The following is a 24,882-nucleotide window of genomic DNA, read 5'->3' on the forward strand; positions in this document are numbered from 1 at the left end:
CTGGAGGATCCATGCGCCGCACGATTCATGCTGTCGCCAGTCGCTTTCGAGCTGCCTGTTCCACGATCGCCCCGCTGGCCGCACCGCGGCGGGTGGCCATGCGCCTGCGACTCGACGAGGTGGGCAGCGCCACGGCGGAGTACGCCGTCGCGACGGTGGCCGCCTGTGGGTTCGGGGGGATCCTGTTCAAGATCCTCACCGGGGACAGCGTCATGAAGCTCCTGCAGCAGGTGATCACCAACGCGCTCAAGCACTTCCTGTGATCTGGCGCCCTGGGGTGCGGCGGGTGGCCGCCGGTCTTCGGGGAGCCGCCGGCCCCGGTCGCGCCAGCGACCGGGGCTCGGTCACCGCCGAGACCGCGGTCGTGCTGCCGGTGCTCGTGCTCGCGGTGGCCCTTGGCGTGTGGCTCGTGCTCGTGGCGCTCGCCCAGCTTCGCTGCGTCGACGCGGCGCACGCCGCGGCTCGCGCGGCGGCCCGCGGCGAGCCCGTGTCCGCGGTTCGTGCCGCGACGGTCGATGCCGCACCGGCGGGCGCTCAGGTCACCATCGCGCAGGAGGGCCGGGCGGTGACGGTCGCCGTGGCCGCCACCGTGCGCCCGTTCGGCGGCCTGCTCCGCCTGGTGCCGAGCGTGCACGTGGGCGCCACCGCGCACGCCGAGTCGGAGGCGGGGTCGTGACGCTGGGTGAGCGCTCGCGCGATCCCGGCGCTGAGCGTGGCTCCGCCACCGTCTGGCTGCTGGCGTTGCTGCCTCTCCTTCTCTGTGCGACGGCCGCGGCCGTCCTCGTCGCCTCGGCGGTGATCGCCCGGCACCGGGCGGCCCTTGCGGCCGACCAGGCAGCGCTCGCCGCGGCCGCTCGGGCCGCTGAGCTGCAGCCGCTCACGGCGGTGGTCGACGTGGCCGCCGACGTCGCGGGCAAGACCGGGGTCGCGGGCGCCATCGGTGGCGCGGCCGCCCGCGCGGGCAGCACCCTGCTCATCCAGCGGCGGGCCTGCGCGGCGGCCCGCGCGACCGCGTCGGCCAACGGCGCGCACGTCACGTCCTGCACCCTGATCGACGGTGTCGCCGACGTCTCGGTCGCGATCTCGGGCCGTGGCCTGCTCGGCCGGTTCGGTGGAGCCCACGGCCGGGCCCGCGCCGGTCCCGCTGGGCCAAGCCCGACATTCCCCGCGATGTGGTGATCGCGCCGCCTTCGCGTTCTTGGCCCTGCAGGCACGTCACGGGGCGTAACCTTCGCTTCACCGCATCGTTGCCTGTGCAGGGCCGGCGGCGGCACGCCGCAGCGGCTGTTAGCCCCGGCTTCGAGGAGAGTCACCCATGCAGCCGACGTTCGCTCCCGCGCCGGTGGGGCCACGCCCCCGCGGGATCGCCGCGCTGCTCGGTGACTGCCTGCGCCGGCCGGGCGGCCGGCGGGTCGTCTCGCTGCTCACGGTCGTGCTGTTCATCGCCGGGGTCGGCATGTTCGCCTACCCCGTCATCACCGACATCCAGGCGCAGCACCGCCAGTCGGAGCTGAAGAGCCAGTTCGAGAGCCACTTCGCCGATCCGCAGTTCCGCCAGGTCTACCGCGAGCACAAGATCGAGGTCGGCGAGGGCCTCACCCGCCTGCAGATGCCCAAGATCGGCGTCGACGTCCTCGTCGTCGAGGGCACCACGCCGGCCGCGCTGCGCGCGGGCGCCGGGCACTACCCCGAGACCCCGCTGCCCGGAGAGAAGGGCAATGTCGGCATCGCCGGGCACCGCACGACCTACGGCCGGCCGTTCAACCGCCTCGACGAGATGGGCGCAGGCGACAAGGCCATCCTCATCACGCCGTTCGCCGAGTTCACCTACGTCGTGGTGCCCGCGTTCGACGGCCACCCCAACCCCTGGCCGGTCGCTCCCGACGACTTCAGCGTCGTGTCCCAGGCCGGTGCCCTCGGCGCGGGTCACTGGCTGACGCTGACGACCTGCAACCCCAAGGGCAGCGCCCGGCAACGACTGATCCTGCGGCTCAAGCTCGCCGACACCAAGATGCTCAGCGGAGCCGTCAAGTGAGAGGCACCCGCGGCCGGCTGCGCGCGTTGGCCTTGCTTTCAGCCGGCGCCGGCACGCTGCTGCTGGGCGCGCTCCCCGCATCGGCCGCGGCCGGCATCAGCATCACGACCGCGAGCGACGGCTCGGCGGTCAGCGCGAGCCAGCCGGTCACCGCCGACGACGTGCTGCAGATCCACGGCCAGATCGACCCCCGGACCAAGACCACCGACCTGGTCGTCACTGCGCCTGCCGGTGACAGCCACACGGTCGCCGAGGCCACCGCCAGCTTCACCAGCGGGGCGAGCCTCGACTTCGACCTGACGACCTCCTGCCTCACTTACGACGCCCGCCGGGCCCCGTGCAGCGGCCGCTCGCCGGCCCCCAACGGCACGTGGACGGCGCAGCTCACCGGGGGCGCGACGGCCACCTCGCAGTTCGTCCTGCGGATTCCGCCGGCCGCACCGACCGGAGTCACCGCGACCGCCAGCGGCAGCGGTGCGGTCGTCTCGTGGCAGCTCGGGGCCGAGCCCGACCTCCGCTCCTACGACGTCCTCGACGGGTCCGGGCAGCAGCTCGTCGGGGGCCTCAGCCCGTCCAACGTCTGCGACGCCAGCGGTGGCTGCAGCACGACGATCGCCAAGACCAGCGCGCAGTCGTTCATGGTGCGGGCGCACCGGGCCACGTGCCCGTCCTGCAGCGACACCGTCGCCTCGGCGCCGTCGAGCGCGGCATCGATCTCCTCGGGCAGCAGCGCCGCCCCCGTGCCGTCCCAGAGCGGCGATCCGTCCGCCGGCGGCAGCACGCAACCAGGGTCCAGCTCAGGCACCGCACAGGGCGGGTCACCGGCTCCGTCGACGAGCCCGGGTGCGCAGCCGTCCGGCGGCAAGCCGGGCGCGGCCGGGGTGAGCGCGCCGGGGCGCCGGGCCGCCGCCAGTGGCGCGGCCGGCCGGCTGCTGCAGCAGTTCCTGCCGGCGCCGACCGCGCTGCAGGCGCCCACCGTCCCGGCCTCGATCCTCGCGCCGCTCGCCGACGGCACCTACAAGCCCAAGCTGGCCTACGGCCAGCAGACCGTCGGCGAGGACGTGCTCGTGCCCGACGGCTCGACCCCGCGGATCGCGGCCCACTCCACCGGCGTGCTCAGCGGGCTGATGGACAGCGGCCGGGTCTGGGAGTCCGTCGCCGAGGGCGTCCTCCTGCTCCTGGTCTGCGCCCACCTCATGGCCTGGCTGGCGCGCACCCGCCCCGAGTAGGTCCACTCGCGTCAGCTGGCGCGGCGCGTCCCGTACCAGTCCGGGTGCTCAGGACATCAGCCCAGCCGGGCGACCACCAGGTCGAGCAGCCGCAGGGCACCCGACTTGTCGAGCGGCTGGTTGCCGTTGCCGCACTTCGGCGACTGGACGCACGACGGGCAACCCTGCTCGCACTCGCAGGCGGCGATGGCATCCCGCGTCGCGGTCAGCCAGCGGTCGCTCGCCCGGTAGCCGCGCTCGGCGAACCCGGCACCGCCGGGGTGACCGTCGTACACGAAGACGGTCGTCAGTCCGGTGTCGGGGTGCAGGGCGGTCGAGACCCCGCCGATGTCCCACCGGTCACAGGTCGCGAACAGCGGCAGCAGCCCGATCGACGCGTGCTCGGCGGCGTGCGCCGCCCCCGGCACGTCGGCCGACTGCAGGCCCGCCTGCTCCAGCAGCGGTGGCGTCAGCGTCCACCAGACGGCAGCCGTCCGCAGCTGCCGCGGCGGCAGGTCCAGCGCCACCTCGCCGAGGATCTCGCCGGAGCCCAGCCGGCGGCGTAGATACGCGACCACCTGGCTGGTCACGTCGACCGTGCCCACGGCGACCGCCACCCCGCCGGCGTCGCGCTGCTCGGCGGTCGAGACCACCCGGATCTCCGTCACCTCGCGGGCCGACGTCGTGTGGTCCGGCTGCGCCGGCTCGAGCAGCGCGACGGACTCGTCGAGGTCCAGTGCGCGCACGAGATAGGTCTCGCCCTGGTGCAGGTAGACCGCGCCCTCGTGCGCGGTGCTGTGCGCCGCCGCGGCGTCGACCGTGCCGAGCAGGCGCCCGGTGCCGGCCTCGACCAAGCGGACCGGCGTGCCACCCGTGCCTCGGATGTCGGTCAGGTCGTGCGCGCGGTCCCGCCGCGTCCAGTACCAGCCGGCCGCTCGCCGGCGCAGCAGCCCGCGCTCGGCCAGCTCGGGCAGCAGCTGCATGGCCGCCGGCCCGAAGACCTCGGTGTCGCCGTCGGACAGCGGCAGCTCGGCGGCTGCGGCGCACAGATGCGGGCCGAGGACGTGCGGGTTGTCGGGGTCGAACACGGTGGCCTCGACCGGCCGCGCGAAGACCGCCTCCGGGTGGTGGACGACGTAGGTGTCCAGCGGATCGTCGCGGGCCACGAGCACCGCGAGAGCCGGCTGCCCCCCGCGCCCCGCCCGCCCCGCCTGTTGCCACAGCGATGCGCGGGTCCCCGGCCAACCCGCCATCAGGACCGCGTCGAGCCCCGACACGTCGATGCCGAGCTCCAGCGCCGACGTCGCCGCGACCCCGAGCAGCCGGCCGCTGCGCAGGTCCCGCTCGAGCGTCCGGCGCTCCTCGGGCAGGTAGCCGGCTCGGTAGGCGGCGACCCGGCCGGCAAGCTCCGGTGCCACCTCCGCCAGCCCCCGTCGCGCCGACAGCGCGACGGCCTCGGCCCCGCGCCGGGAGCGGACGAAAGCCAGCGAACGCACGCCGGACGTGACGAGGTCGGCGAGCAGGTCGGCGGTCTCCGCGGTCGACGACCGCCGGGCCGGAGCCCCCCACTCCCCGAGCCCGTCCATCAACGGTGGTTCCCACATCAGGAACGTGGTGGCTCCGCGCGGCGCCGCGTCGTCGACCACCTCGGTGACCTCGGCCCCGACGAGACGCGACGCCGACCGACCCGGCTCGGCCACCGTCGCCGACGCCAGCACGAACGTCGGGCTCGCGCCGTAGTGCGCGCAGATCCGCCGCAGCCGCCGCAGGATCTGGGCCACGTGCGCGCCGAACACGCCGCGGTAGGCATGGCACTCGTCGACGACCACGAAGCGCAGCGCCCGCAGGAAGCCGGCCCAGCGGGTGTGCTGCGGGAGCAGGCCGAAGTGCAGCATGTCGGGATTCGTCAGCAGCAGGTTCGCGTGGGCCCGCGCCCAGTCGCGCTCCTCCCGCGACGTGTCGCCGTCGTGGCGCGAGGGGCGTACGCCGGGCAGGTCGAGCCCGACGATCGATTCGAGCTGGTCGCTCGCGAGGGCCTTCGTCGGCGCGACGTACAGCGCCGTGGCCGGAGCCGATGCGCTCGTCAGCAGCGAGAGCAGCGGAAGCTGGTAGGCGAGCGACTTGCCCGACGCGGTGCCGGTGGCGACCACGACGTGCCGGCCGGACCACGCAAGGTCCGCGGCGACGGCCTGGTGCTCCCAGAGCGCGCCGATGCCCCGGTCGGTCAGCCGTTCGCGGACGGGCGGCGGCACCCAGGACGGCCAGGCGGCGGTGCGACCGGCGCGCGCCGGCAGGTGCTCGACATGCGTCAGCCGCTCCCGGCGTCCGGGACCCTGCAGCAGCGCCGTGGCCGGCCCGGCGTCCGGCGACGACACGGACCGGGACACGGACAGGGACACGGAAGACCAGTCTGCATCCTCGCGGTCCGATGTGCTGGGCTTGGTGGGCCCGACGGGACACGTGGTTGAATTCGCCCGCGACGGGTAGCGCTGGCGTGTTGCCCGCCCCGACCGACCCTGCTGGAGGACCGCGTGGACCTATCCCTGTCGACCCGCACAGAGGGCGATCGCACGGTGGTCACGGTGGGCGGCGAGATCGACGTCTACACCGCCCCCAAGCTGCGCGAGCAGCTCATCGACCTGGTCTCGAGCGGCAACTACAACCTCGTGGTCGACATGGAGGGCGTGGACTTCCTCGACTCGACCGGTCTCGGGGTGCTCGTCGGTGGTCTGAAGCGTGTGCGCGCGCACGACGGTTCCCTGCGGCTGGTGTGCACCCAGGAGCGGATCCTGAAGATCTTCCGGATCACGGGTCTGACGAAGGTCTTCCCGATCCACTCGTCGGTCGACGAGGCCGTCGCCGCCACCGACTGAGGACCGTAATTTGCCGACCGTCGAGGTCTCGTTCAGCGCGCTGCCCGCGCACGTGCGCACGGCCCGCCTCATCGCCGTCGCCGTCGCTCGCCGGGCCGGCGTCGCGGAGGACCTCCTCGACGAGGTGCGGCTGGCGGTCGGCGAGGCGTGCTCGCGAGCCGTCGAGCTGCACCAGCGGCACAAGGCCGGCGCCTCGATAGCGATGTCGCTGGTCGACGAGCAGGACCGCTTCACCATCGAGGTGATCGACCAGGCCCCCGCCGACGGCGAGGGCAGCGCGGCCGACCTGGACCAGATCGACGCCGCCAGCCTCGCCCAGCCCGAGCACCTCGACCTGACCGCCGACCCCACCGCGGAGCCGGGGAGCGACCTGCTGCCGGCCGGATTCGGGCTCGCCGTCATCAGCGGTCTCGTCGACGACGTCGACGTACGCCGCGACGGCAACGGCACCCACGTGCGGATGACCTGGCCGGCTACCGACGTCATGGCCCCGGACAGCCAGGCGTCCTGACGATTTCGTAGACTCCGCGGTGCCGCCGGCCCGCGTGTGCGGACCCGGCTGTCCTCGAGCGCTCGACTGCCGGTCCCACGATGCTGGGTGCCGCACGGCCTCGAGGCAACCTGTCCAAGTCTCGAGGAGGACGGATGTCCCCCATGCACCTTGCTACCGCGCGGACCGTGGCGGCCGGCACCGGCAACAGTCTCGGCGTCCACGTCGGCGGTAGCGACTACACGATCGTCATCGCGATCGGGGTGCTGGCCCTCGCTGCGCTGGCCTTCGCCGGCTACCTGGTCCGGGAGGTGCTCGCGGCCGACGCCGGCACCCAGTCGATGCGTGATATCGGCTCGGCCGTGCAGGAAGGCGCCGCTGCGTACCTGCGCCGGCAGTTCACGACGCTGGCGGCATTCGCGGTCGTCGTCTTCGCGCTGCTGTTCATCATCCCGGCCGACGACGTCGGCCAGCGGGTCGGCCGGTCGGTCTTCTTCCTCGTGGGGGCGGCGTTCTCCGGTGTCACCGGCTTCGTCGGCATGAGCCTCGCCGTGCGCGCCAACGTGCGTGTCGCCGCCGCCGCGCAGAACGCCGGCGCCAAGCGCGCGATGCGCATCGCCTTCCGCGCCGGCGGCGTCGCCGGCATGTTCACCGTCGGCCTCGGCCTGCTCGGTGCCTGCCTCGTCGTGCTCATCTTCAAGGACCAGGCCCCGCACGTCCTCGAGGGCTTCGGCTTCGGCGCCGCCCTGCTCGCGATGTTCATGCGGGTCGGCGGCGGCATCTTCACCAAGGCGGCCGACGTCGGCGCCGACCTCGTCGGCAAGGTCGAGCAGAACATCCCCGAGGACGACCCGCGCAACGCTGCGACGATCGCCGACAACGTCGGTGACAACGTCGGCGACTGCGCCGGCATGGCCGCGGACCTGTTCGAGTCCTACGCCGTGACGCTGGTCGCCGCACTCATCCTCGGCAAGCAGGCGTTCGGCGACGTCGGCCTGGTCTTCCCGCTGATCGTGCCGGGCATCGGCATCCTCACCGCGGTCATCGGCATCCTCGCGGTGGCCCCGCGCGACGGCGACCGCACCGGCATGACCGCCATCAACCGCGGCTTCTTCATCTCGGCGGTCGCGGCGATCGGCGCGGTCGCGGCGGCGGCGTTCGCCTACCTGCCGTCGTCGTTCGCCGCGCTGCACCACGTGCCGCGCGAGATCCAGCAGATCAACGGCGACCCGCGGCTGTTCGCGTTCTTCGCCGTCCTCATCGGCATCGTGCTGGCCAGCGTCATCCAGTTGCTGACCGGCTACTTCACCGAGACCGCGCGCAAGCCGGTGCAGGAGATCGGCCGCTCGTCGCTCACCGGCCCGGCGACCGTCATCCTGTCCGGCGTCTCGGTCGGGCTCGAGTCGGCCGTCTACTCCGCCGTGCTGATCGGCGGCGCGCTCTACCTCGCGTTCCTGCTCGGTCACGGCGTGATCATCGTGTCGCTGTTCGCGGTCGCGCTGGCCGGCACCGGCCTGCTCACCCAGGTCGGCGTCATCGTGTCCATGGACACCTTCGGCCCGGTCTCCGACAACGCCCAGGGCATCGCGGAGATGTCCGGCGACGTCGACGAGAAGGGCGCCCGGGTGCTCACCGACCTCGACGCCGTCGGCAACACCACCAAGGCCATCACCAAGGGCATCGCGATCGCCACTGCGGTGCTCGCGGCGACGGCGCTGTTCGGCTCCTTCGCCACGGCGGTGTCCGACGAGGGCGTGAAGAACTTCAACCTGCCGATCGACCGGCCCAACCTGCTGTTCGGCCTGATCATCGGTGCGGCCGTGGTCTTCCTGTTCTCGGCGCTGACGATCAACGCGGTCGCCCGGGCGGCTGGCCGGGTGGTCATGGAGGTGCGCGAGCAGTTCCGCACCAAGCCCGGGATCATGGACTACACCGAGCGGCCGGAGTACGGCCGCGTCGTCGACATCTGCACCCGCGACTCGCTGCGCGAGCTCGTCACGCCCGGCCTGCTCGCGATCCTGGCGCCGATCACGGTCGGCTTCGCGATCGGCTACCAGCCGCTCGGCGCCTACCTCGCCGGGGCGATCGCGGCGGGCGTGCTCATGGCGGTGTTCCTCGCCAACTCCGGCGGCGCCTGGGACAACGCGAAGAAGCTGGTCGAGGACGGCCACTTCGGCGGCAAGGGCTCCGAGGCGCACGCCGCGACGGTCATCGGTGACACAGTCGGCGACCCGTTCAAGGACACCGCGGGTCCGGCCATCAACCCGCTGATCAAGGTCATGAACCTCGTGGCGCTGCTCATCGCGCCCGCCGTCGTCCGCTACGGCGAGGGCGGCCAGCACGCGAGCCACTGGGTCCGCGGCCTGGTCGCCGGACTGGCGTTCCTCGGCATCGTGGTGGCGGTCTACTCGAGCAAGCGTCGCTCGGTGGAGATGGGCGCCGAGGTGCCCATCGAGCCGGTGGAGAAGCTGCCGGCCTGAACCGGCCGATGAGCCGGCCCCGTGCCCGGGGGGCCCGGTGAGCCAGCTATCGCTGTTCGCCGCCGACGCGCAGCCGCCGTCGCCGGCCGACCTCGAGGGGCTGCTCGCCGGACCGGCCCAGCTCGCCCGCCGCGGAGACTCGGCCCGCCTGTCGGTGCGCGTCGACGCCTGGCGGGCCGACGTGCTGACCGCGCAACTCGACATCCAGCTCGGCATCACGGCCGAAACCGTCGCCGGCGAGCTGTCCGAGTCGCCGGTCGTGCGCACCCCGTTCCTCACGGCACTGCGGCCGCTCGCCGAACGTTGGACCCGCGGTTCCGTGAAGCGCACGCCGGACGGCTGGCGCCTCGACGGCCGCCGGTTGTGGTGGTGGTGCGTGGCCGCCGGCCGGGGGTACGACGGCGTCGGCTATACGCTGGCGCTCGGAGCCGGGGACGAGCTGGTCTGGCCGGGAGTCGGTGCGGCGCTCGCGGCGGCCGGGCTAGCTGCAGTCTTCGTGGGACCGCGGGCCGACGGGCCGGCCTACCGCATCACCGGACGCAGGCGACTCGGCCGGCTGCGGGAGCTGGTCGGCGACCCGCCAACGGGCACACCCGCCCATGACTGGCCCTAACCTGCGAGCGACCGCTTCGACGAACAGGAGCCCCGTGTCCGCGACGACGGAGACCGCGCCCGACGGCGCCCGGCGCCGCCTGGTGATCGTGGAGTCGCCGGCGAAGGCGCGCACGATCGCGGGCTACCTCGGCCGCGGCTACGTCGTCGAGTCCTCGATCGGCCACATCCGCGACCTGCCGCGCAGCGCCGCCGACATCCCCGCCGCGCACAAGAAGGACGCCTGGGCGCGGCTCGGGGTCGACGTCGACAACGGCTTCGTGCCGCTCTACATCGTCACGCCCGACAAGAAGGACCAGGTCCGCAAGCTCAAGAGCCTGCTCAAGGACGTGGACGAGCTCTACCTCGCGACGGACGAGGACCGCGAGGGCGAGGCCATCGCCTGGCACCTCGTGCAGGTGCTCGACCCTCACGTGCCGGTGCGCCGCATGGTCTTCCACGAGATCACCCCGCAGGCGATCGAGGACGCCGTCGCCAACCCGCGGGAGATAGACCAGCGGCTCGTCGACGCGCAGGAGACCCGCCGCATCCTCGACCGGCTCTACGGCTACGAGGTCAGCCCGGTCCTGTGGAAGAAGGTGATGCCGCGGCTGTCCGCCGGTCGGGTGCAGTCGGTGGCGACCCGCATCCTGGTCGAGCGGGAGCGGGCGCGGATGCGCTTCACCGCCGCGTCGTACTGGGACGTCGAGGCGCTGCTCGACGCGCATGCCGGCGCCCCGCCCACCTTCACCGCCGACCTGGTCGGGCTCGACGGGCGCCGGGTGGCGACCGGCCGCGACTTCGACGCCGACGGGCGCATCGCCAACCAGGACATCGTCGCGCTCGACGAGGCGGCGGCCCGGGGGCTGGCGGAGCGGCTCGGCGGCGCGGCGTTCACCGTGCGCAGCGTCGAGGAGCGGCCCTACCGGCGCTCGCCGTACCCGCCGTTCATGACCAGCACGCTGCAGCAGGAGTGCAGCCGCAAGCTGCGCATGACCAGCGCCACGACGATGCGGGTCGCCCAGCGGCTCTACGAGAACGGCTACATCACCTACATGCGCACCGACTCCACGACGCTGTCGGAGACGGCGCTGGCGGCGGCGCGGGCGCAGGCGCGGGAGCTGTACGGCGCGGAGTACGTGCCCGACCAGCCGCGCCGCTACGAGAAGAAGGTCAAGAACGCGCAGGAGGCGCACGAGGCGATCCGCCCGGCGGGCGACCGTTTCCGCACCCCGCGCGAGGTCGCCGGCGAGCTGGGCGGCGACGAGCACCGGGTCTACGAGCTGATCTGGCAGCGCACGGTCGCGAGCCAGATGGCCGACGCCGCCGGCCGGTCGGTCTCGGTGCGCGTCGTCGGCAGGTCGAGTGCCGGCGAGGAGGCGGAACTGTCCGCCACCGGCAAGACGATCACCTTCCCGGGGTTCCTGCGCGCCTACGTCGAGGAGAGCGACGACCCTGACGCGGACCGCGACGACCGCGAGCGCCGGCTGCCGCCGCTGGCGGAGGGCCAGCAGCTGACCGCGCTGAGCCTCGAGCCCCAGGGACACAGCACCCAGCCACCGGCGCGCTACACCGAGGCCTCCCTCGTGCGGGCGCTCGAGGAGCTCGGCATCGGCCGGCCGTCGACCTACGCGTCGATCATGTCGACGATTCTCGACCGGGGCTACGTCTTCAAGAAGGGCACCGCGCTGGTGCCGTCGTTCACGGCGTTCGCGGTCGTCGGCCTGCTCGAGCGGCACTTCGGCAAGCTCGTCGACTACGGCTTCACCGCGTCGATGGAGGACCACCTCGACGACATCGCCAACGGCGAGACCGAGGGCGTCGAGTGGCTGACCCGTTTCTACTTCGGCGACGTCAACCCCGACCAGGGCCTGCAGGACGACGGCCTGCGCCAGATGGTCCACGAGCGGCTCGGCGACATCGACGCCCGCGAGGTCAACTCGATCCCGATCGGCAAGGACGACGACGGCGCCGAGATCGTCGTCCGGGTCGGCCGCTACGGCCCCTACGTGCAGCGCGGCGAGGATCGGGCGAGCGTCCCCGAGGACCTGCCGCCCGACGAGCTCACCACCGCGCAGGCCGTCGAGATGCTCGAGGCCGGCTCGTCGGACCGCGCGCTCGGCACCGATCCCGAGAGCGGCTTCGAGGTGGTCGCCAAGGCCGGCCGCTACGGCCCGTACGTCACCACCGTGGTGCCCGAGGGTGTCGACGCGAGGCCGCGGACCGGCTCCCTTCTCAAGACGATGTCGCTCGACTCGGTCACCCTCGACGACGCGCTGCGGCTGCTGTCACTGCCCCGCCTTCTCGGCGCCGCCCCCGACGGCGAGGAGGTCACCGCTCAGAACGGGCGCTACGGCCCCTATGTCAAGAAGGGCAGCGAGTCGCGGTCGCTGGAGTCGGAGGAGCAGCTGTTCACCGTCACCCTCGACGAGGCGCTCGCCCTGCTGGCCCAACCGAAGACCCGGGGTCGTCGCGGCGCCGCCGCGCCGCCGCTGAAGGAGCTCGGCGCGGACCCGGTCACCGGCAAGCCGATGGTCGTCAAGGAGGGTCGCTTCGGTCCCTACGTGACCGACGGCGAGACCAACGCCAGCCTGCGCAAGGGTGACGATCCGGAGAGCATCACCCCCGAGCGCGGCGCCGAGCTGCTCGCGGAGAAGCGGGCCAAGGGACCGGCCAAGCGCCCGGTGAAGCGTGCCGCCAGACGGCCGGCCAAGCGCGCCTGACCCATGACCGCGCCCCGCCGGGTCTCGCTGGTGCCGCCGGTGCTGAGGATCCGGGCCTTCCGCCGGCTCTGGACCGCGCTCACCCTGTCGAGCCTGGGCGACTGGCTCGGCCTGCTCGCCACCACCTCGCTCGCGCAGGAGCTGGTCAGCGGTTACTCCGGCAAGCTCTACGCGCTGTCCGGCGTGCTGATCGTGCGGCTGGCGCCGGCGCTCGTCATCGGGCCGGTGGCCGGCGCGTTCGCCGACCGCTTCGACCGGCGTACGACGATGGTCGTCTCCGACCTCGGCCGCTTCGCGTTCTTCGCGTCGCTGCCGTTCCTGCACTCGTTGCTCTACCTGCTCGTCGCGTCGTTCCTCATCGAGTGCTTCAGCCTGTTCTGGGTGCCGGCCAAGGAGGCGAGCGTCCCCAACCTGGTGCCCAAGGAGCAGCTGGAGTCGGCCAACCAGCTGAGCCTGGTGACGACCTACGGATCTGCCGCCGTCGCCGCCGTCGTGTTCGCGCTGCTGGCGAAGATCAGCCTGTTCGTCCACGGCTCCGCCCCGGCGAACGACTCCACCCAGACCGACATCGCGCTCTACTTCGACGCGGCGACGTTCCTGTTCTCCGCCGGCACGATCTTCACGCTGCGGGAGATCCGCGGTGCGGTCGTGTCGACCGGCACCGGCGAGAGCGAGGGGCTCGGGCGCTCGATCGTGGGGGGCTGGCGGTTCATCGCCACCTCACGCTGGCTGCGCGGGTTGCTGTTCGGCATCCTCGGCGCGACCGCGGCCGGCGGGACCGTGATCGGCCTCGGCCGGCCGTTCGCGGTGCTCGACCTCGGTGGCGGCAACGCGGCCTACGGCGTGCTGTTCGCCATGCTCTTCGCCGGGTTGGCGACCGGGATGCTGGTCGGTCCCCGGCTCCTGTCGGGTTTCAGCCGCCGGCGGCTGATGGCGCTCGCGATCGTCGCGGCCGGTGTCTCGCTCGCCATCAACGCCCTGATGCCCAACCTCGCGCTGGCGATCGTGTTCACGTTCCTCGTCGGCGCCTTCGCCGGCGTGACCTGGGTGACCGGCATCACGCTGGTGGGGCTGCACGTCAGCGACGAGATGCGGGGCCGCACGTTCTCCTCGCTCTACACGCTGATGCGCATCGACCTGCTGCTGGTCATCGCGGCCGCGCCGCTGATCGCCGGCGCCATCGGGTCGCACCATGTGCAGGTGAGCGACGACATCCGGCTGCGCGCGGACGGCGTCACCGTCGTGCTGTTCGTGGCCGGCCTGCTCGGCGCGGTCGTCGGCGCGATCGCGCTGCGGCTGATGGATGACCGTCCCGGCGTACCGCTGCGCGACGACCTCATCGCGTCGCTGCGCCGGGTCGCCCCCCCGCACCAGGCCGGCAGCGGGTGCTTCGTCGCCTTCGAAGGTGGCGAAGGTGCCGGCAAGACCACGCAGATCGAGCGGCTCGCCGACTGGCTGCGCTCGCGCGGGCGCTACGAGGTCGTCGTCACCCGCGAACCCGGCGGCACCGCGACCGGCCGCAGGCTGCGCGAGCTGCTGCTCGACCCCGCGTCCACCGTCTCGCCGCAGGCCGAGGCACTGCTGTACGCCGCCGACCGGGCGCAGCACGTCGCCGAGGTTGTCGGTCCCGCGCTCGCGCGCGGGGCCGTCGTCATCAGCGACCGTTACGTCGACTCCTCCCTCGCCTACCAGGGCGCCGGCCGCGCGCTGGCCCCGGCGCAGGTGGAGCGGTTGTCCTCCGTGGCCACCGGCGGCCTGGTGCCGGACCTGACGGTGCTGCTTGACGTCGACCCGGTCCTGGGTCTCGCGCGTGCCGACGGCACGCCGGACCGGCTCGAGGGTGAGTCGTTGGAGTTCCACCAGCGGGTGCGCTCCGGGTTCCTGGCCCTGGCGGCGAAGGAGCCGCGCCGTTACCTGGTCGTCGACGCCGCCCTGCCGGCCGAGGAGGTGCAGCGCCGGGTGCGTGCCCGGCTCGAGCAGGTGCTGTCCGTGCGGGCCGATGCGGCGGCTGCGGCCGGCTCGTCCGTCGGGTCGTGGCGATGACCGTCTGGGACGACCTCGTGGGCCAGGAGGCCGCGGTCACCGTCCTGCGCGAGGCGGTCGCCGGGACCGGCATGTCGCACGCCTGGCTGTTCACCGGGCCGCCCGGGTCGGGGCGGTCGGTCGCCGCCCGGGCGTTCGCCGCCGCGCTGCAGTGCCCCGACGGCGGCTGCGGCCACTGCGGCGAGTGCACCACCGCACTGGCCGGCTCGCACCCCGACGTCGACCTCGTGCAGCCGCAGGGCCTGTCCTACGGCGTGGCCGATGCCCGCGCGCTCGTCCTGCGCGCCGCCGGCTCACCCGTGCGCGGCCGCTGGAAGGTGACCGTCGTCGAGGACGCCGACCGGCTGACCGAGAGCGCGCTCAACGTGCTGCTCAAGTCGATCGAGGAGCCGCCGCCTCGTGGCGTCTGGCTGCTGTGTGCGCCGTCCGCTGACGACCTGCTGCCGACCATCCGCTCGCGCTGCCGGCTCGTCGGGCTGCGCACGCCTCCCGCCGCCGCCGTCGCCGCCGTTCTCGTCGACCGCGACGGTGCCACCCCCGAGATGGCCGCCTTCGCCGCGCGCGCGGCGCAGGGGCACGTGGGCCGCGCCCGCCGGCTCGTCCGCGACGAGGGTGCGCGCAACCGCCGCCGTGAAGTGCTGTCCGTCCCGGGCGACGTCCGGTCGGTGCCGGCCTGCTTCGTCGCCGCGGCCAACCTCGTCGACGCGGCGAAGGAGGAGGCGACCGCCGCCATCGCGGAGCTCGACAAGCAGGAGCTCTCGGACCTCCAGGCGGCGCTCGGCGCCACCGACGCGAAGGCGCGTCCGCGCGGAACTGCTGGTGCGTTCCGCGACCTCGAGGAGCGGCAGAAGTCACGGGCGACCCGGCTGCAGCGCGACGCGCTCGACCGGGCCCTCACCGACCTCGCGTCGTACTACCGCGACGTGCTCGCCGTGCAGCTCGGGCTCGCTGCCGGGGCCGCCGAGTCGCCGGTGTCCCTCGTCAACGCCGATCTGGCCCCGTCCATCCGGCGTCTCGCCGAAACGTCGACGCCGGAGGCGACGCTGCGCCGCCTCGGGGCCGTGCTCGCCTGCGGGGAGGCGATCGATGCCAACGTCGCTCCGCTGCTCGCGGTGGAGTCCATGACGCTTGCGCTGTTGTCCGGCTGAGCACCCGGGCCTGCGGCGTACGCTCGGCCCGTGGGGATGATCTGCGCCGTCAGCTTCGAGCGCTACGGCCGGCTCTACTACCTCGACCCGGGCTCCCACAGCCCGAAGGTCGGCGACAAGGTGCTCGTCCCCACCGACTCGGGTCCCGAGGTCGCCGAGTGCGTCTGGGCGCCCCAGTGGGTGAGCGAGGACATCGGTGGGCTGCCGGTCATGGCCGGTCTCGCGACCGACGACGACCTGGCGCGCGACGAGCGCAACCGGCGCAAGCGGGCCGAGCTCAAGGTGGTCGCCAAGCGCCTGGCCCGGGAGCACTCGCTGCCCATGAAGGTCGTCGGCGTGGACTACGTCGAGGCGGACAACCACTACACGGTCTACTTCTCCGCCCCCGAGCGGGTCGACTTCCGCGCGCTGGTGCGTGACCTGGCGCGCGCGATGTCCGGCCGGGTCGAGCTGCGCCAGCTGTCCGCGCGCGACGAGGCTCGGGTGCAGGGCGGCATCGGCCCGTGCGGTCGCGACCTGTGCTGTGCGACGTTCCTGCGCGACTTCGAGCCGGTCAGCGTGCGGATGGCCAAGGACCAGGACCTGCCCGTCAACCCGCTGAAGATCTCCGGCGCCTGCGGCCGGTTGATGTGTTGTCTGAAGTACGAGCACCCGCTGTACCAGGAGTTCAAGGCCGACCTGCCCCGCATGGGCTCGACCGTCGAGACGCCGGAGGGCCCGGGGAAGCTGGTCGGCTACAACGTGCCGGCCGAAAGCGTCGTCGTCCGGCTGAGCGCCTCCGGGCAGCGGTGTGCGTGCAGCAAGGCGAGCGTCTGCGGCCCGCGGCAGGCCTACGAGTCGCGCGAGTCTGCGCCATCAACAGACGCCTGATCGCCGCGGCCGCGGCGGCGCTGCTCGCCGCCGGCTGCGCCGGCTCGGCGACACCCCGGGCTGCCCCTTCCTCGACCAGCCCGACGGCATCGGCGAGCGCGGCCACGACACGGACCACTGCGCCGAGCACGCCGGCCGCGAACCCGCTCGCCGCCTACTACGCGCAGCGCCTGACCTGGCGCGGTTGCGGTGGCGGTTTCCAGTGCTCGACGCTGACGGTGCCGCTGGACTACCAGCAGCCGGCCGGGCGGCGCATCGCGATCGCGGTGATCCGGCTGCCCGCCGCCGATCCGGGACAGCGGATCGGCTCGCTCGTCATCAACCCGGGCGGGCCCGGCGGCTCCGGCATCGACTACGCGCGGGCGGCGCGGGCGGCGTTCACCCAGGCGGTGCGCAACCGCTTCGACATCGTCGGCTTCGACCCGCGGGGGGTCGGCCAGTCGACACCGCTGCACTGCCTGACCGGGCCACAGCTCGACCACTACTTCCACGTCGACCCGACGCCCGACAACCAGAGCGAGATCAACGAGCTGGTCGCGACGGACCAGCAGCTGGCGAGCGGCTGCGAGAAGGACGACCCCGGTCTCGTCCACCACATCAGCACGCTCGAGCAGGCCCGCGACATGGACGTCCTCCGGGTGGCGCTCGGCGACGCGAAGCTCACCTACCTCGGCAAGTCCTACGGCACCTACCTCGGTGCGAAGTACGCCCAGCAGTACCCGAAGAACATCCGCGCGATGGTGCTCGACGGCGCTCTCGACCCGACGCAGTCGGCGCTCGCCGAGGACAAGGTGCAGGCCGAGGGCTTCGAGCGGGAACTGCGCGGCTTCATCGCCTGGTGCGTCGGGCAGGGCGGCTGCCCGCTCGGGGCGTCGACCTCCTCGGCGACGCAGACGTTCGACCGCCTGCAGGCGAGCGTCGACACCCACGAGCTGCCGTCGGCGAGCTCGCGCACGGTCGGGCAGGGCGAGTTCTTCCTCGGGGTCGCCGCCTCGCTCTACGACCCCGCCAGCGGCTGGCCGGCCCTGCGCGCGGCACTCGCGCAGGCCCTCGACGGCCGCGGCGACCGGCTGCTCGTGCTCTCCGACGCCTTGACCGGTCGCAACCCGGACGGCACCTACAGCAACCTGCAGGAGACCAACGCCGCGATCAACTGCGTCGACCGGCCCTCGCCGCGGACCTTGTCGGCGTACGCCGATCTCGCCCGGCAGCTCGCATCGGTGGCGCCGCACTTCGGCCCGGCGATCGCCTGGGGCAACGCGGGATGCGCCTACTGGGCGGCACCGCCGGTCGAGCAGCCGCACGCGGTGAGCGCGCCGGGGGCGCCGCCCATCCTCGTCGTCGGCACCACGCGTGACCCGGCGACGCCCTACGTGTGGGCGCAGGCGCTGGCCCGGCAGCTGTCGTCCGGGGTGCTGCTCACCTACAACGGCGACGGGCACACCGCCTACGAACGCGGCAGCTCCTGCGTGGACCGAGCCGTCGACGCCTATCTGATTTCGCTCACGGTCACGCCCGACCAGCACTGCTGACGCGTTGCTATCGTGGTGCCCGCGCCGCCTTAGCTCAGTCGGCAGAGCGATTCACTCGTAATGAATAGGTCGTCGGTTCGATTCCGACAGGCGGCTCCACCCACCCCCAGCGCAGGCTTCCCGTGTGCGCGCCATCGGCGTAGCGTCCGGTTATGGCTGCGACTGCTGACACGGTGCACTGGCGGGGCGTCCACCATCTCGCACTGGTCACCCCCGACATGGACGCCACGGTCCGCTTCTGGCACGGCGTCATCGACGCCCGGCTGGTCGTGACGCTCGCGACGCCGGCGTTCCGGCACTACTTCTTCGAGGTCGCGCCCGGTAACACGGTCGCGTTCTTCGAGTACGTCGGGCAGCCGCTCGAGTCGTTCGCGAAGCCGGCCGGCGTGCCCTACCCGCAGGCCGCGCAGTTCGACCACCTGTCGCTGCACCTGCCCGACGAGGACGCGCTGCTGCGGCTGCGCGACCGGCTGAAGGAGCACGGCTGCGAGGTGACCGACGTCGTCGACCACGGCTTCCTGCGCTCGATCTACTTCAACGACAACAACGGCATCGCGCTCGAGGCGTCGTGGTGGACGCTCGACCCGACCGGGCGGCCGGTCGACTACGGCGACGAGCGGTTCTTCTCCGACGCCGATCCCGTGCCGGCGGTGCGCGAGCTGCGCCAGAGCGGGCGGCTTGACCACACGGTCACGACGCACCTGGTCGACGAGGTAACCAAGGACCTCTACAGGCCGGTCTGACGCTTCCCCGCAACACCTCGAACCGCCGGGCGGCGATGAAGGACACCGGTGCACAGTCCGGTGCCTGGCGGCCTCCGAACCGGGTTCGGTTATTGCGTCCTCCTCCGCTAGGGTCGCAGGCATGGCGACCACGGTGCATGGAATCGACGACCTCAAGCAGAAGGTGGGCGAGCACCTCGGCTACAGCCCATGGCACGAGGTGACCCAGGAGCAGGTCAACCTCTTCGCCGACGCGACCGGCGACCACCAGTGGATCCACGTCGACGTGGAGAGAGCGAAGCAGGGGCCGTTCGGCGCGCCGATCGCGCACGGCTACCTGACGCTGTCGCTCGGCCCGGCGCTGCTGCCGCAGATCCTGCGCATCGAGGGCATCTCGATGGGCGTCAACTACGGCCTCAACAAGCTGCGTTTCCCGGCCCCGGTTCCGGTGGGGTCGAAGGTGCGGCTCGGCGCGACCCTGGAGTCGGTCGAGGACGTCGCCGGCGGGGCGCAGGCGGTTCTCGGCCTGACCTTCGAGGTCGAGGGCAAGGACAAGCCGGTCTGCGTCGCCGAGGCCGTCTTCCGCTACTACGCCTGAGGCGCGCAGACCCATGGGGATGACGTACGACGAGGCCGTGGCCGCCGTGACCGGCCCCGGCCAGATGCTCGAGATGGCGCCGGTCGAGGTCGACGGCATCACCTACCGCGGCTTCGCCAACGCGCCGGCCAGCCTGCGTGACCTGCTCTCGCTCGCCCGGGCGCACGGAGACAAGGACTTCATCGTCTACGAGGACGAGCGGCTGACCTTCACCGACGTGATGGCGCGCGTGGACGCGCTCGGCGCCACGCTGGTCGAGCGTTACGGCGTGCGAAAGGGCGACCGGGTCGCCATCGGGATGCGCAACTACCCCGAATGGGTGGTGGCCTTCGCCGCGATCGTCTCGGTCGGTGCCATCTCCGTATCGCTCAACGCCTGGTGGTCCGAGGACGAGCTCGACTACGCGCTCGGCGACTCGGAGCCGGTCCTGCTGATCGCCGACCGCGAGCGCATCGAGCGGGCACGGGCGTCGTGCGCGAAACGGGGCATCCGCGTCCTCGCGGTGCGCGCCGACGACGTCACCGACGAGGGTGTCGACCACTGGGACGACGTCGTGCAGGTCGGTGCCGCGCTGCCCCAGGTCGACATCGGTCCCGACGACGACGCCACGATCCTCTACACGTCCGGCACCACGGGCTTCCCCAAGGGTGCGGTCTCCACCAACCGCGCGGTCGTCACCTCGATCATGGGCTTCGCGTCGCGCGCGCCGATCGAGGCGCTGCGCACCGGCGAGACCGCCGAGGCGGCCAACCCGCCGTCGGTGATCCTCGTCGTACCGCTGTTCCACGTCACCGGGAGCGTGCCGGTGATGCTCGGCGCGTTCATCGGCGGCGCCAAGCTCACGATCATGTACAAGTGGGATCCCGACCGCGCCCTCGAGCTGATCGAGCGGGAGCGGGTGACGACGTTCGTCGGGGTCCCGACCCAGTCGTGGGACATGCTGCAGTCGCCGCGGTTCCAGGAGTTCGACACCTCGACGTTGCAGGGCATCGGCGGCGGGGGCGCGCCGCCGCCGCCGGAGCTGATCCGCCAGATCGACAGCAGCTTCAAGGGTGGCCGCCCGGCGTTCGGCTACGGCATGACCGAGACCAACGCCCTGGGCCCCGGCATCTCCGGTGACGACGCGATCGCCAAGCCGACCTCGGCCGGGCGCCCGCCCGTGACGATGGAGGTCGAGATCCGCGACCCGTCCGGGGCGCCGGTGCCGGTCGGCGAGCGCGGCGAGATCTGGTTCAAGGCGCTCAACAACATCCGCGGCTACTGGCGCAAGCCGGAGGAGACGGCCGAGACGATCGTCGACGGCTGGCTGCGCACCGGCGACCTGGGCCGGCTCGACGAGGACGGCTTCGTCTACGTCGAGGACCGCATCAAGGACATGGTGCTGCGGGGTGGGGAGAACGTCTACTCCGCGGAGGTGGAGGCCGCCCTCTACGAGCACCCGGCGGTATATGAGGCGGCCGTCTTCGGCCTGCCGCACGAGCGGCTCGGTGAGGAGGTCGCCGCCGCGGTCTACCCGCGCGACGGGGTCAGCGTCACGCCCGAGGAGCTGCAGACGCACGTCGGCAAGCGGCTCGCAGCGTTCAAGGTGCCCTCGACGATCGTCATCGTGTCGGAGCCGCTGCCGCGCAACGCGGCCGGCAAGTTCCTGAAGCGGCAGCTGCGGGAGAGCTACGCCAACGCCTGATCGGCCGACTCCCCGACGGGGTGCCGCTGCCAGGGCACGTCGGTGACCATCACACCCGGCTCGAACAGCAGCCGCGCCTTGAGTCGCAGTGCGCTCTGGTTGTGCAGCAGGTGGTCCCACGAGCGGTAGGGCACGTACTCCGGGATGAACACGGTCACCACGTCGCGCGGGCTGGCTCCCCGCAGGGCCCGCACGTAGCCGAGCACCGGCCGGGTGATGTCGCGGTTCGGCGCGGGCAGCACGGTCAGCGGCACGTCGATGCCCCGCCCGGCCCACGCCTGCTGCAGCCGCATTGTTGCGGTCGCGTCCGTCTCCACCGTGAGCGCGACCAGCGTGCTGGGCCTTGTCGCCCGGGCGTAGGCGAGCGCGCGCAGCGTGGGCTGGTGCAGCCGCGACACGAGGATCACCCCGTGGTTGCGCACCGGCAGCGGTAGTGGGTCGTCATCGGCCGCGTCCAGCTCGACCGCGACGGCGTCGTAGTGGCGGCGGATCGCCTTCATCGTCGCGAACAGCACCCCCATGGCGAGGATCGCCAGCCACGCTCCGTGCACGACCTTCGTGTAGAGCACGATGACCAACACCAGTGCGGTCGTGGTGGCCCCGGCCGCGTTGATGGCGCGCGACGTGCGCAACCGGCGCAGGCGGTCGGTGGGGGTGGCCGGCAGCGCGCGGCTCCAGTGGCGCACCATGCCGGCCTGGCTCAACGTGAACGACGTGAACACGCCGATGATGTAGAGCTGGATCAGCCGGTCGATGTTGGCGTCGAACCCGACGATCAGCGCGACGGCGAAACCGCCGAGCAGCACGATGCCGTTGCTGAACACCAGCTTGTCCCCGCGGTTGCGCAGCTGCACCGGTAGGAAGCGTTGCTGCGCGAGGATCGACGACAGCACTGGGAAGCCGTTGAACGCTGTGTTGGCCGCAAGGATCAGGATGCCGGCTGTCGCTGCCTGGTAGAGGTAGAACAGCGCCGCGTGCCCACCGAAGACGGTCGCCGCGATCTGGGAGATCACCGACGGGTTGCCGCTGGGCTGGGCGCGCGCCTTGACGTGCAGCGCCAGCACCGTGATGCCGACGAACATGGTCACGGCGAGCGTCCCCATCATCGTCAGCGTGGCGGCGGCGTTGCGCGCCTTCGGTGGCCTGAACGCCGGCACGCCGTTGCTGATCGCCTCCACGCCGGTGAGCGCCGTGCACCCCGACGCGAAGGCACGCAGGGCCAGCAGCACGGTGAAGATGCCGCCGACCTGCACCGTGCGGTGCAGCTGTTGCTGCGCGGTGACGGCAGCCGGCAGCTGGCCGGCGGCCGCCTTGACGACGCCGATCGCGAACATCAGGAGCGTGAGCGCGATGAACGCGTAGGTCGGGACCGCGAACGCCCGGCCGGACTCGCGCAACCCGCGCAGGTTGACCGTCACCAGCAGCACGACGGCGGCGACCGACAGCAGCACCGCGTGTCCGGCCAGCGACGGCACCGCGCTGGTGACCGCCACCACCCCGGACACGATCGACACGGCCACCGTCATGACGTAGTCGACGAGCAGCGCGCTGGCGGCGACCAGCGCCGCGTTGACGCCGAAGTTGTCGAGGCTGACCGCGAACGCGCCGCCACCGCCGGGGTAGGCGTGGCAGGTCTGTCGGTAGGAGGCGACGACGATGACGAGCAGCGCCGCGACGCCGACGGCGACCCACTTGGCCAGTGCGACGTACGCCGCACCGCCGAGCGCCAGCACCAGCACGATCTCTTCCGTGGCGTAGGCCACCGACGAGATCGGATCCGAGCAGAACACCGGCAGCGCGAGCCACTTCGGCAGCAGCGTCTCGGCCAGCTGCCGGCTGCGCAACGGGCGCCCGACGACGACCCGCTTGACCCCGCCGGCGGTCGGCAGCGGACTGCGTTGCAGCACGCGCTCGACGCTAGGTACGCCGGTGCCGCCCCGGCGTCAGTGCAGCGTCAAGGTTGCCGGCCGGAGCGTCAAGGATGCGTCAAGATCGCGGACCCGAGCGATTCGTCCCGATGTACTTGTCGAAGTGGCGACCGGGACGACACTTGAGAGCGTGACTGCATTCGCGGGCTACGCGCGTGCCGTCGACCGACGGCGCCAAGCCCACGGGGTCGCGGTCGCGGTGGCCGGGTTGCCGCTGCTGACGCTCGTGCTGACCACGCTGCGCGGAGACCTGTCGCTCGCCGACGAGCTGCTCCTCTACCTGATCGCGGTGGTCGCGATCGCGGTGATCGGCGGCTTGTGGCCGGCGCTGGCGGCCGCCATCGCGTCGTCGTTGCTGCTCAACTGGTTCTTCACGCCACCGATTCATACCTTCGTCGCCTCGCCCGACAACGTGCTGTCGCTGGTGCTGTTCGTCGCGGTTGCGACGCTGGTGGCGGCGGTCGTGCACATCGCCGCCCGCCGCGCCGTCGAGGCGGAGGAGGGGCGCGCGCAGGCCGCGCAGGCCGAGATGCTCGCCGCCGGCAACCGGATGCGCACCGCGCTGCTCGCCGCGGTCAGCCACGACCTGCGCACCCCGCTGGCCGGCATCAAGGCGAGCATCACTGGCCTGCGGCAGACCGACGTGGCGTGGTCGGCCACCGACCGGGCCGAGCTGCTGGAGACGATCGAGGACTCGGCCGACCGGCTCGGCGCGCTGATTGCCAACCTGCTCGACATGAGCCGGGTGCAGACCGGTGCACTGCAGCCGTTCCTGCAGCCGGCCGCCGTCGACGAGATCGTCCCGGTGGCCCTGCGGGGGATCCCCGGCGCCGACACCGTACGGCTGGACACCCCGGAGGACCTGCCGCTGGTGCGCACCGACCCCGGCCTGCTCGAACGCGCGCTGGCCAACCTGCTGTCCAACGCGCTGCGACACTCGCCGCCCGGCCGGCCGCCCACGCTGGTGGCCCGGCACGAGGGCGACCGGTTGGCGCTGCGGGTCGTCGACCACGGCCCGGGCGTCGCGGTGGGCGACCGTGACCGCATCTTCGAGCCGTTCCAGCGGCTGGGCGACCGGTCGGTGGGCGGCGTCGGCCTGGGGTTGGCCGTTGCCCGCGGGTTCGTCGAGGCGATCGGCGGCGAGCTCGCCGCGGGTGACACCCCGGGCGGCGGGCTGACGATGACGGTGCAGCTGCCGCTTGCGCCTGCCACCGTGCCGGCCGAGCAGGTGGCGGTGCCGTGACCCGGGTGCTGGTGGTCGACGACGAGGCGGCGATCTGCCGAGCGTTGCGCATCAACCTGGCCGCGCGCGACTACGAGGTCACCACCGCCACGTCCGGTGCGGCCGGGCTCGCCGCGGTGGCCCGGGAGCGGCCCGATGTGGTGATCCTCGACCTGGGCCTGCCGGACATGGACGGCGCCGAGGTCATCGCAGGTCTGCGCGGATGGACGTCGACGCCGATCATCGTGCTGTCGGCGCGTGAGCAGGAGGCGGCCAAGGTGGCCGCCCTCGACGCCGGTGCCGACGACTACGTGACCAAGCCCTTCGGCATGGACGAGCTGCTCGCCCGGCTGCGCGCCGCCGTACGCCGCAGCCGCAGCGCCGACGATGCGCCGAGCGTCGCCACCGAGTCGTTCACCGTCGACCTGGCGGCGAAGCGGGTGACGGGCCGCGACGGAGGTGACATCCGGCTGACGCCCACCGAGTGGCAGCTGCTCGAGGTCCTGGTGCGCAACCGGGGCCGGCTGGTCAGCCAGCAGCAGCTGCTGCACGACGTCTGGGGTCCGGCCTACACCGGTGAGACCAACTACCTGCGGGTCTACATGGCCCAGCTGCGCCGCAAGCTCGAGCCTGACCCGCCGCGGCCGAGGTACCTGCTCACCGAAGCCGGCATGGGCTACCGCTTCAGCGTCTGATCCTTCCGTCCGGGTGGAGGTGACACACCTCCGACAGCGC

The 24,882-nt window shown here is 72.6% G+C and carries 21 protein-coding genes and 1 tRNA gene; 20 read left to right on the plus strand and 2 right to left on the minus strand.

Going from position 1 to position 24,882, the window contains the following annotated elements; translation table 11 throughout:
• Nucleotides 1-98 precede the first annotated feature (98 nt).
• The 5 genes from VFJ21_00550 (at nucleotide 99) to VFJ21_00570 (ending at nucleotide 3,264) form a co-directional block, all read left to right on the plus strand.
• Nucleotides 99-263 carry a DUF4244 domain-containing protein gene (locus tag VFJ21_00550; protein HET7405612.1) on the plus strand — a complete coding sequence of 55 codons (165 nt, stop codon included), beginning with the start codon at nucleotides 99-101 and terminating at the stop codon, nucleotides 261-263.
• Nucleotides 260-676: a TadE family type IV pilus minor pilin gene (locus tag VFJ21_00555; protein ID HET7405613.1), complete on the plus strand. Its 417-nt coding sequence runs from the start codon at nucleotides 260-262 to the stop codon at nucleotides 674-676. Before VFJ21_00550 ends, VFJ21_00555 begins: the two co-directional genes overlap by 4 nt.
• On the plus strand, nucleotides 673-1,179 hold the full coding sequence (locus tag VFJ21_00560; GenBank protein ID HET7405614.1) for a pilus assembly protein TadG-related protein: 507 nt from the start codon (nucleotides 673-675) through the stop codon (nucleotides 1,177-1,179). Before VFJ21_00555 ends, VFJ21_00560 begins: the two co-directional genes overlap by 4 nt.
• Nucleotides 1,180-1,315: 136 nt before the next feature.
• A complete protein-coding gene (locus VFJ21_00565; protein HET7405615.1) occupies nucleotides 1,316-2,035 on the plus strand; it encodes a sortase in 720 nt (239 codons plus the stop codon).
• Nucleotides 2,032-3,264 carry a hypothetical protein gene (locus VFJ21_00570; GenBank protein ID HET7405616.1) on the plus strand — a complete coding sequence of 411 codons (1,233 nt, stop codon included), beginning with the start codon at nucleotides 2,032-2,034 and terminating at the stop codon, nucleotides 3,262-3,264. Before VFJ21_00565 ends, VFJ21_00570 begins: the two co-directional genes overlap by 4 nt.
• Before the next feature lie 56 nt (nucleotides 3,265-3,320).
• Here the strand turns inward: VFJ21_00570 and VFJ21_00575 are convergent, their stop codons facing one another.
• On the minus strand, nucleotides 3,321-5,642 hold the full coding sequence (locus VFJ21_00575) for a DEAD/DEAH box helicase (GenBank protein HET7405617.1): 2,322 nt from the start codon (nucleotides 5,640-5,642) through the stop codon (nucleotides 3,321-3,323).
• Between the two features lie 132 nt (nucleotides 5,643-5,774).
• Here VFJ21_00575 and VFJ21_00580 point away from each other — a divergent pair, with 132 nt between their 5' ends.
• The 13 genes from VFJ21_00580 to VFJ21_00640 all read left to right on the plus strand — a co-directional run bounded on the left by VFJ21_00580 (nucleotide 5,775) and on the right by VFJ21_00640 (nucleotide 20,997).
• Entirely contained in the window at nucleotides 5,775-6,116 is a 342-nt protein-coding gene (locus VFJ21_00580; GenBank protein ID HET7405618.1) for an STAS domain-containing protein, read from the plus strand.
• A 10-nt stretch (nucleotides 6,117-6,126) separates the two neighbouring features.
• Entirely contained in the window at nucleotides 6,127-6,627 is a 501-nt protein-coding gene (locus VFJ21_00585; GenBank protein ID HET7405619.1) for an ATP-binding protein, read from the plus strand.
• Between the two features lie 134 nt (nucleotides 6,628-6,761).
• A complete protein-coding gene (locus tag VFJ21_00590) occupies nucleotides 6,762-9,086 on the plus strand; it encodes a sodium-translocating pyrophosphatase (GenBank protein ID HET7405620.1) in 2,325 nt (774 codons plus the stop codon).
• A gap of 37 nt (nucleotides 9,087-9,123) precedes the next feature.
• A complete protein-coding gene (locus VFJ21_00595; GenBank protein ID HET7405621.1) occupies nucleotides 9,124-9,699 on the plus strand; it encodes a hypothetical protein in 576 nt (191 codons plus the stop codon).
• A 34-nt stretch (nucleotides 9,700-9,733) separates the two neighbouring features.
• Nucleotides 9,734-12,400 (plus strand): type I DNA topoisomerase, encoded by a 2,667-nt coding sequence (topA, locus tag VFJ21_00600; GenBank protein ID HET7405622.1) that lies wholly within the window; start codon nucleotides 9,734-9,736, stop codon nucleotides 12,398-12,400.
• A 3-nt stretch (nucleotides 12,401-12,403) separates the two neighbouring features.
• Complete coding sequence (gene tmk / locus VFJ21_00605; GenBank protein ID HET7405623.1) at nucleotides 12,404-14,443, plus strand: dTMP kinase; 2,040 nt, start codon at nucleotides 12,404-12,406, stop codon at nucleotides 14,441-14,443.
• Entirely contained in the window at nucleotides 14,440-15,591 is a 1,152-nt protein-coding gene (locus VFJ21_00610) for a DNA polymerase III subunit delta' (protein ID HET7405624.1), read from the plus strand. Before tmk ends, VFJ21_00610 begins: the two co-directional genes overlap by 4 nt.
• A gap of 36 nt (nucleotides 15,592-15,627) precedes the next feature.
• Nucleotides 15,628-16,461: a regulatory iron-sulfur-containing complex subunit RicT gene (ricT, locus tag VFJ21_00615; protein ID HET7405625.1), complete on the plus strand. Its 834-nt coding sequence runs from the start codon at nucleotides 15,628-15,630 to the stop codon at nucleotides 16,459-16,461.
• Nucleotides 16,386-17,993 (plus strand): alpha/beta hydrolase, encoded by a 1,608-nt coding sequence (locus tag VFJ21_00620; protein ID HET7405626.1) that lies wholly within the window; start codon nucleotides 16,386-16,388, stop codon nucleotides 17,991-17,993. Before ricT ends, VFJ21_00620 begins: the two co-directional genes overlap by 76 nt.
• Nucleotides 17,994-18,016: 23 nt before the next feature.
• Nucleotides 18,017-18,092: transfer RNA gene (locus tag VFJ21_00625), tRNA-Thr, on the plus strand.
• A 53-nt stretch (nucleotides 18,093-18,145) separates the two neighbouring features.
• A complete protein-coding gene (locus VFJ21_00630) occupies nucleotides 18,146-18,736 on the plus strand; it encodes a VOC family protein (GenBank protein ID HET7405627.1) in 591 nt (196 codons plus the stop codon).
• Between the two features lie 121 nt (nucleotides 18,737-18,857).
• Nucleotides 18,858-19,313: a MaoC family dehydratase gene (locus VFJ21_00635; protein ID HET7405628.1), complete on the plus strand. Its 456-nt coding sequence runs from the start codon at nucleotides 18,858-18,860 to the stop codon at nucleotides 19,311-19,313.
• A gap of 19 nt (nucleotides 19,314-19,332) precedes the next feature.
• Nucleotides 19,333-20,997: an AMP-binding protein gene (locus VFJ21_00640; GenBank protein HET7405629.1), complete on the plus strand. Its 1,665-nt coding sequence runs from the start codon at nucleotides 19,333-19,335 to the stop codon at nucleotides 20,995-20,997.
• Here VFJ21_00640 and VFJ21_00645 read toward each other — a convergent pair.
• Nucleotides 20,982-22,904 (minus strand): APC family permease, encoded by a 1,923-nt coding sequence (locus tag VFJ21_00645; protein HET7405630.1) that lies wholly within the window; start codon nucleotides 22,902-22,904, stop codon nucleotides 20,982-20,984. The two genes, VFJ21_00640 and VFJ21_00645, sit on opposite strands and share 16 nt — an antisense overlap.
• Before the next feature lie 151 nt (nucleotides 22,905-23,055).
• Between VFJ21_00645 and VFJ21_00650 the strand changes: the two genes are divergently transcribed.
• The gene (locus VFJ21_00650) at nucleotides 23,056-24,168 is read left to right on the plus strand and encodes a DUF4118 domain-containing protein (GenBank protein HET7405631.1); all 1,113 of its coding nucleotides are present in this window, start codon (nucleotides 23,056-23,058) and stop codon (nucleotides 24,166-24,168) included.
• On the plus strand, nucleotides 24,165-24,842 hold the full coding sequence (locus VFJ21_00655) for a response regulator (GenBank protein ID HET7405632.1): 678 nt from the start codon (nucleotides 24,165-24,167) through the stop codon (nucleotides 24,840-24,842). The genes VFJ21_00650 and VFJ21_00655 overlap by 4 nt, the downstream gene beginning before the upstream one ends.
• Nucleotides 24,843-24,882 lie beyond the last annotated feature (40 nt).

The organism is Mycobacteriales bacterium (assembly GCA_035690485.1).
Taxonomy (GTDB): domain Bacteria; phylum Actinomycetota; class Actinomycetes; order JAFAQI01; family DASSKL01; genus DASSKL01.

Bases quoted from the DNA above. Each gene is read 5' to 3' on its own strand.
- VFJ21_00635 (HET7405628.1), top strand. From the start codon at position 18,858: ATGGCGACCACGGTGCATGGAATCGACGACCTCAAGCAGAAGGTGGGC.
- VFJ21_00590 (HET7405620.1), top strand. From the start codon at position 6,762: ATGTCCCCCATGCACCTTGCTACCGCGCGGACCGTGGCGGCCGGCACC.
- VFJ21_00565 (HET7405615.1), top strand. From the start codon at position 1,316: ATGCAGCCGACGTTCGCTCCCGCGCCGGTGGGGCCACGCCCCCGCGGG.
- tmk (HET7405623.1), top strand. From the start codon at position 12,404: ATGACCGCGCCCCGCCGGGTCTCGCTGGTGCCGCCGGTGCTGAGGATC.
- ricT (HET7405625.1), top strand. From the start codon at position 15,628: ATGATCTGCGCCGTCAGCTTCGAGCGCTACGGCCGGCTCTACTACCTC.
- VFJ21_00610 (HET7405624.1), top strand. From the start codon at position 14,440: ATGACCGTCTGGGACGACCTCGTGGGCCAGGAGGCCGCGGTCACCGTC.
- VFJ21_00630 (HET7405627.1), top strand. From the start codon at position 18,146: ATGGCTGCGACTGCTGACACGGTGCACTGGCGGGGCGTCCACCATCTC.
- VFJ21_00550 (HET7405612.1), top strand. From the start codon at position 99: ATGCGCCTGCGACTCGACGAGGTGGGCAGCGCCACGGCGGAGTACGCC.
- VFJ21_00640 (HET7405629.1), top strand. From the start codon at position 19,333: ATGACGTACGACGAGGCCGTGGCCGCCGTGACCGGCCCCGGCCAGATG.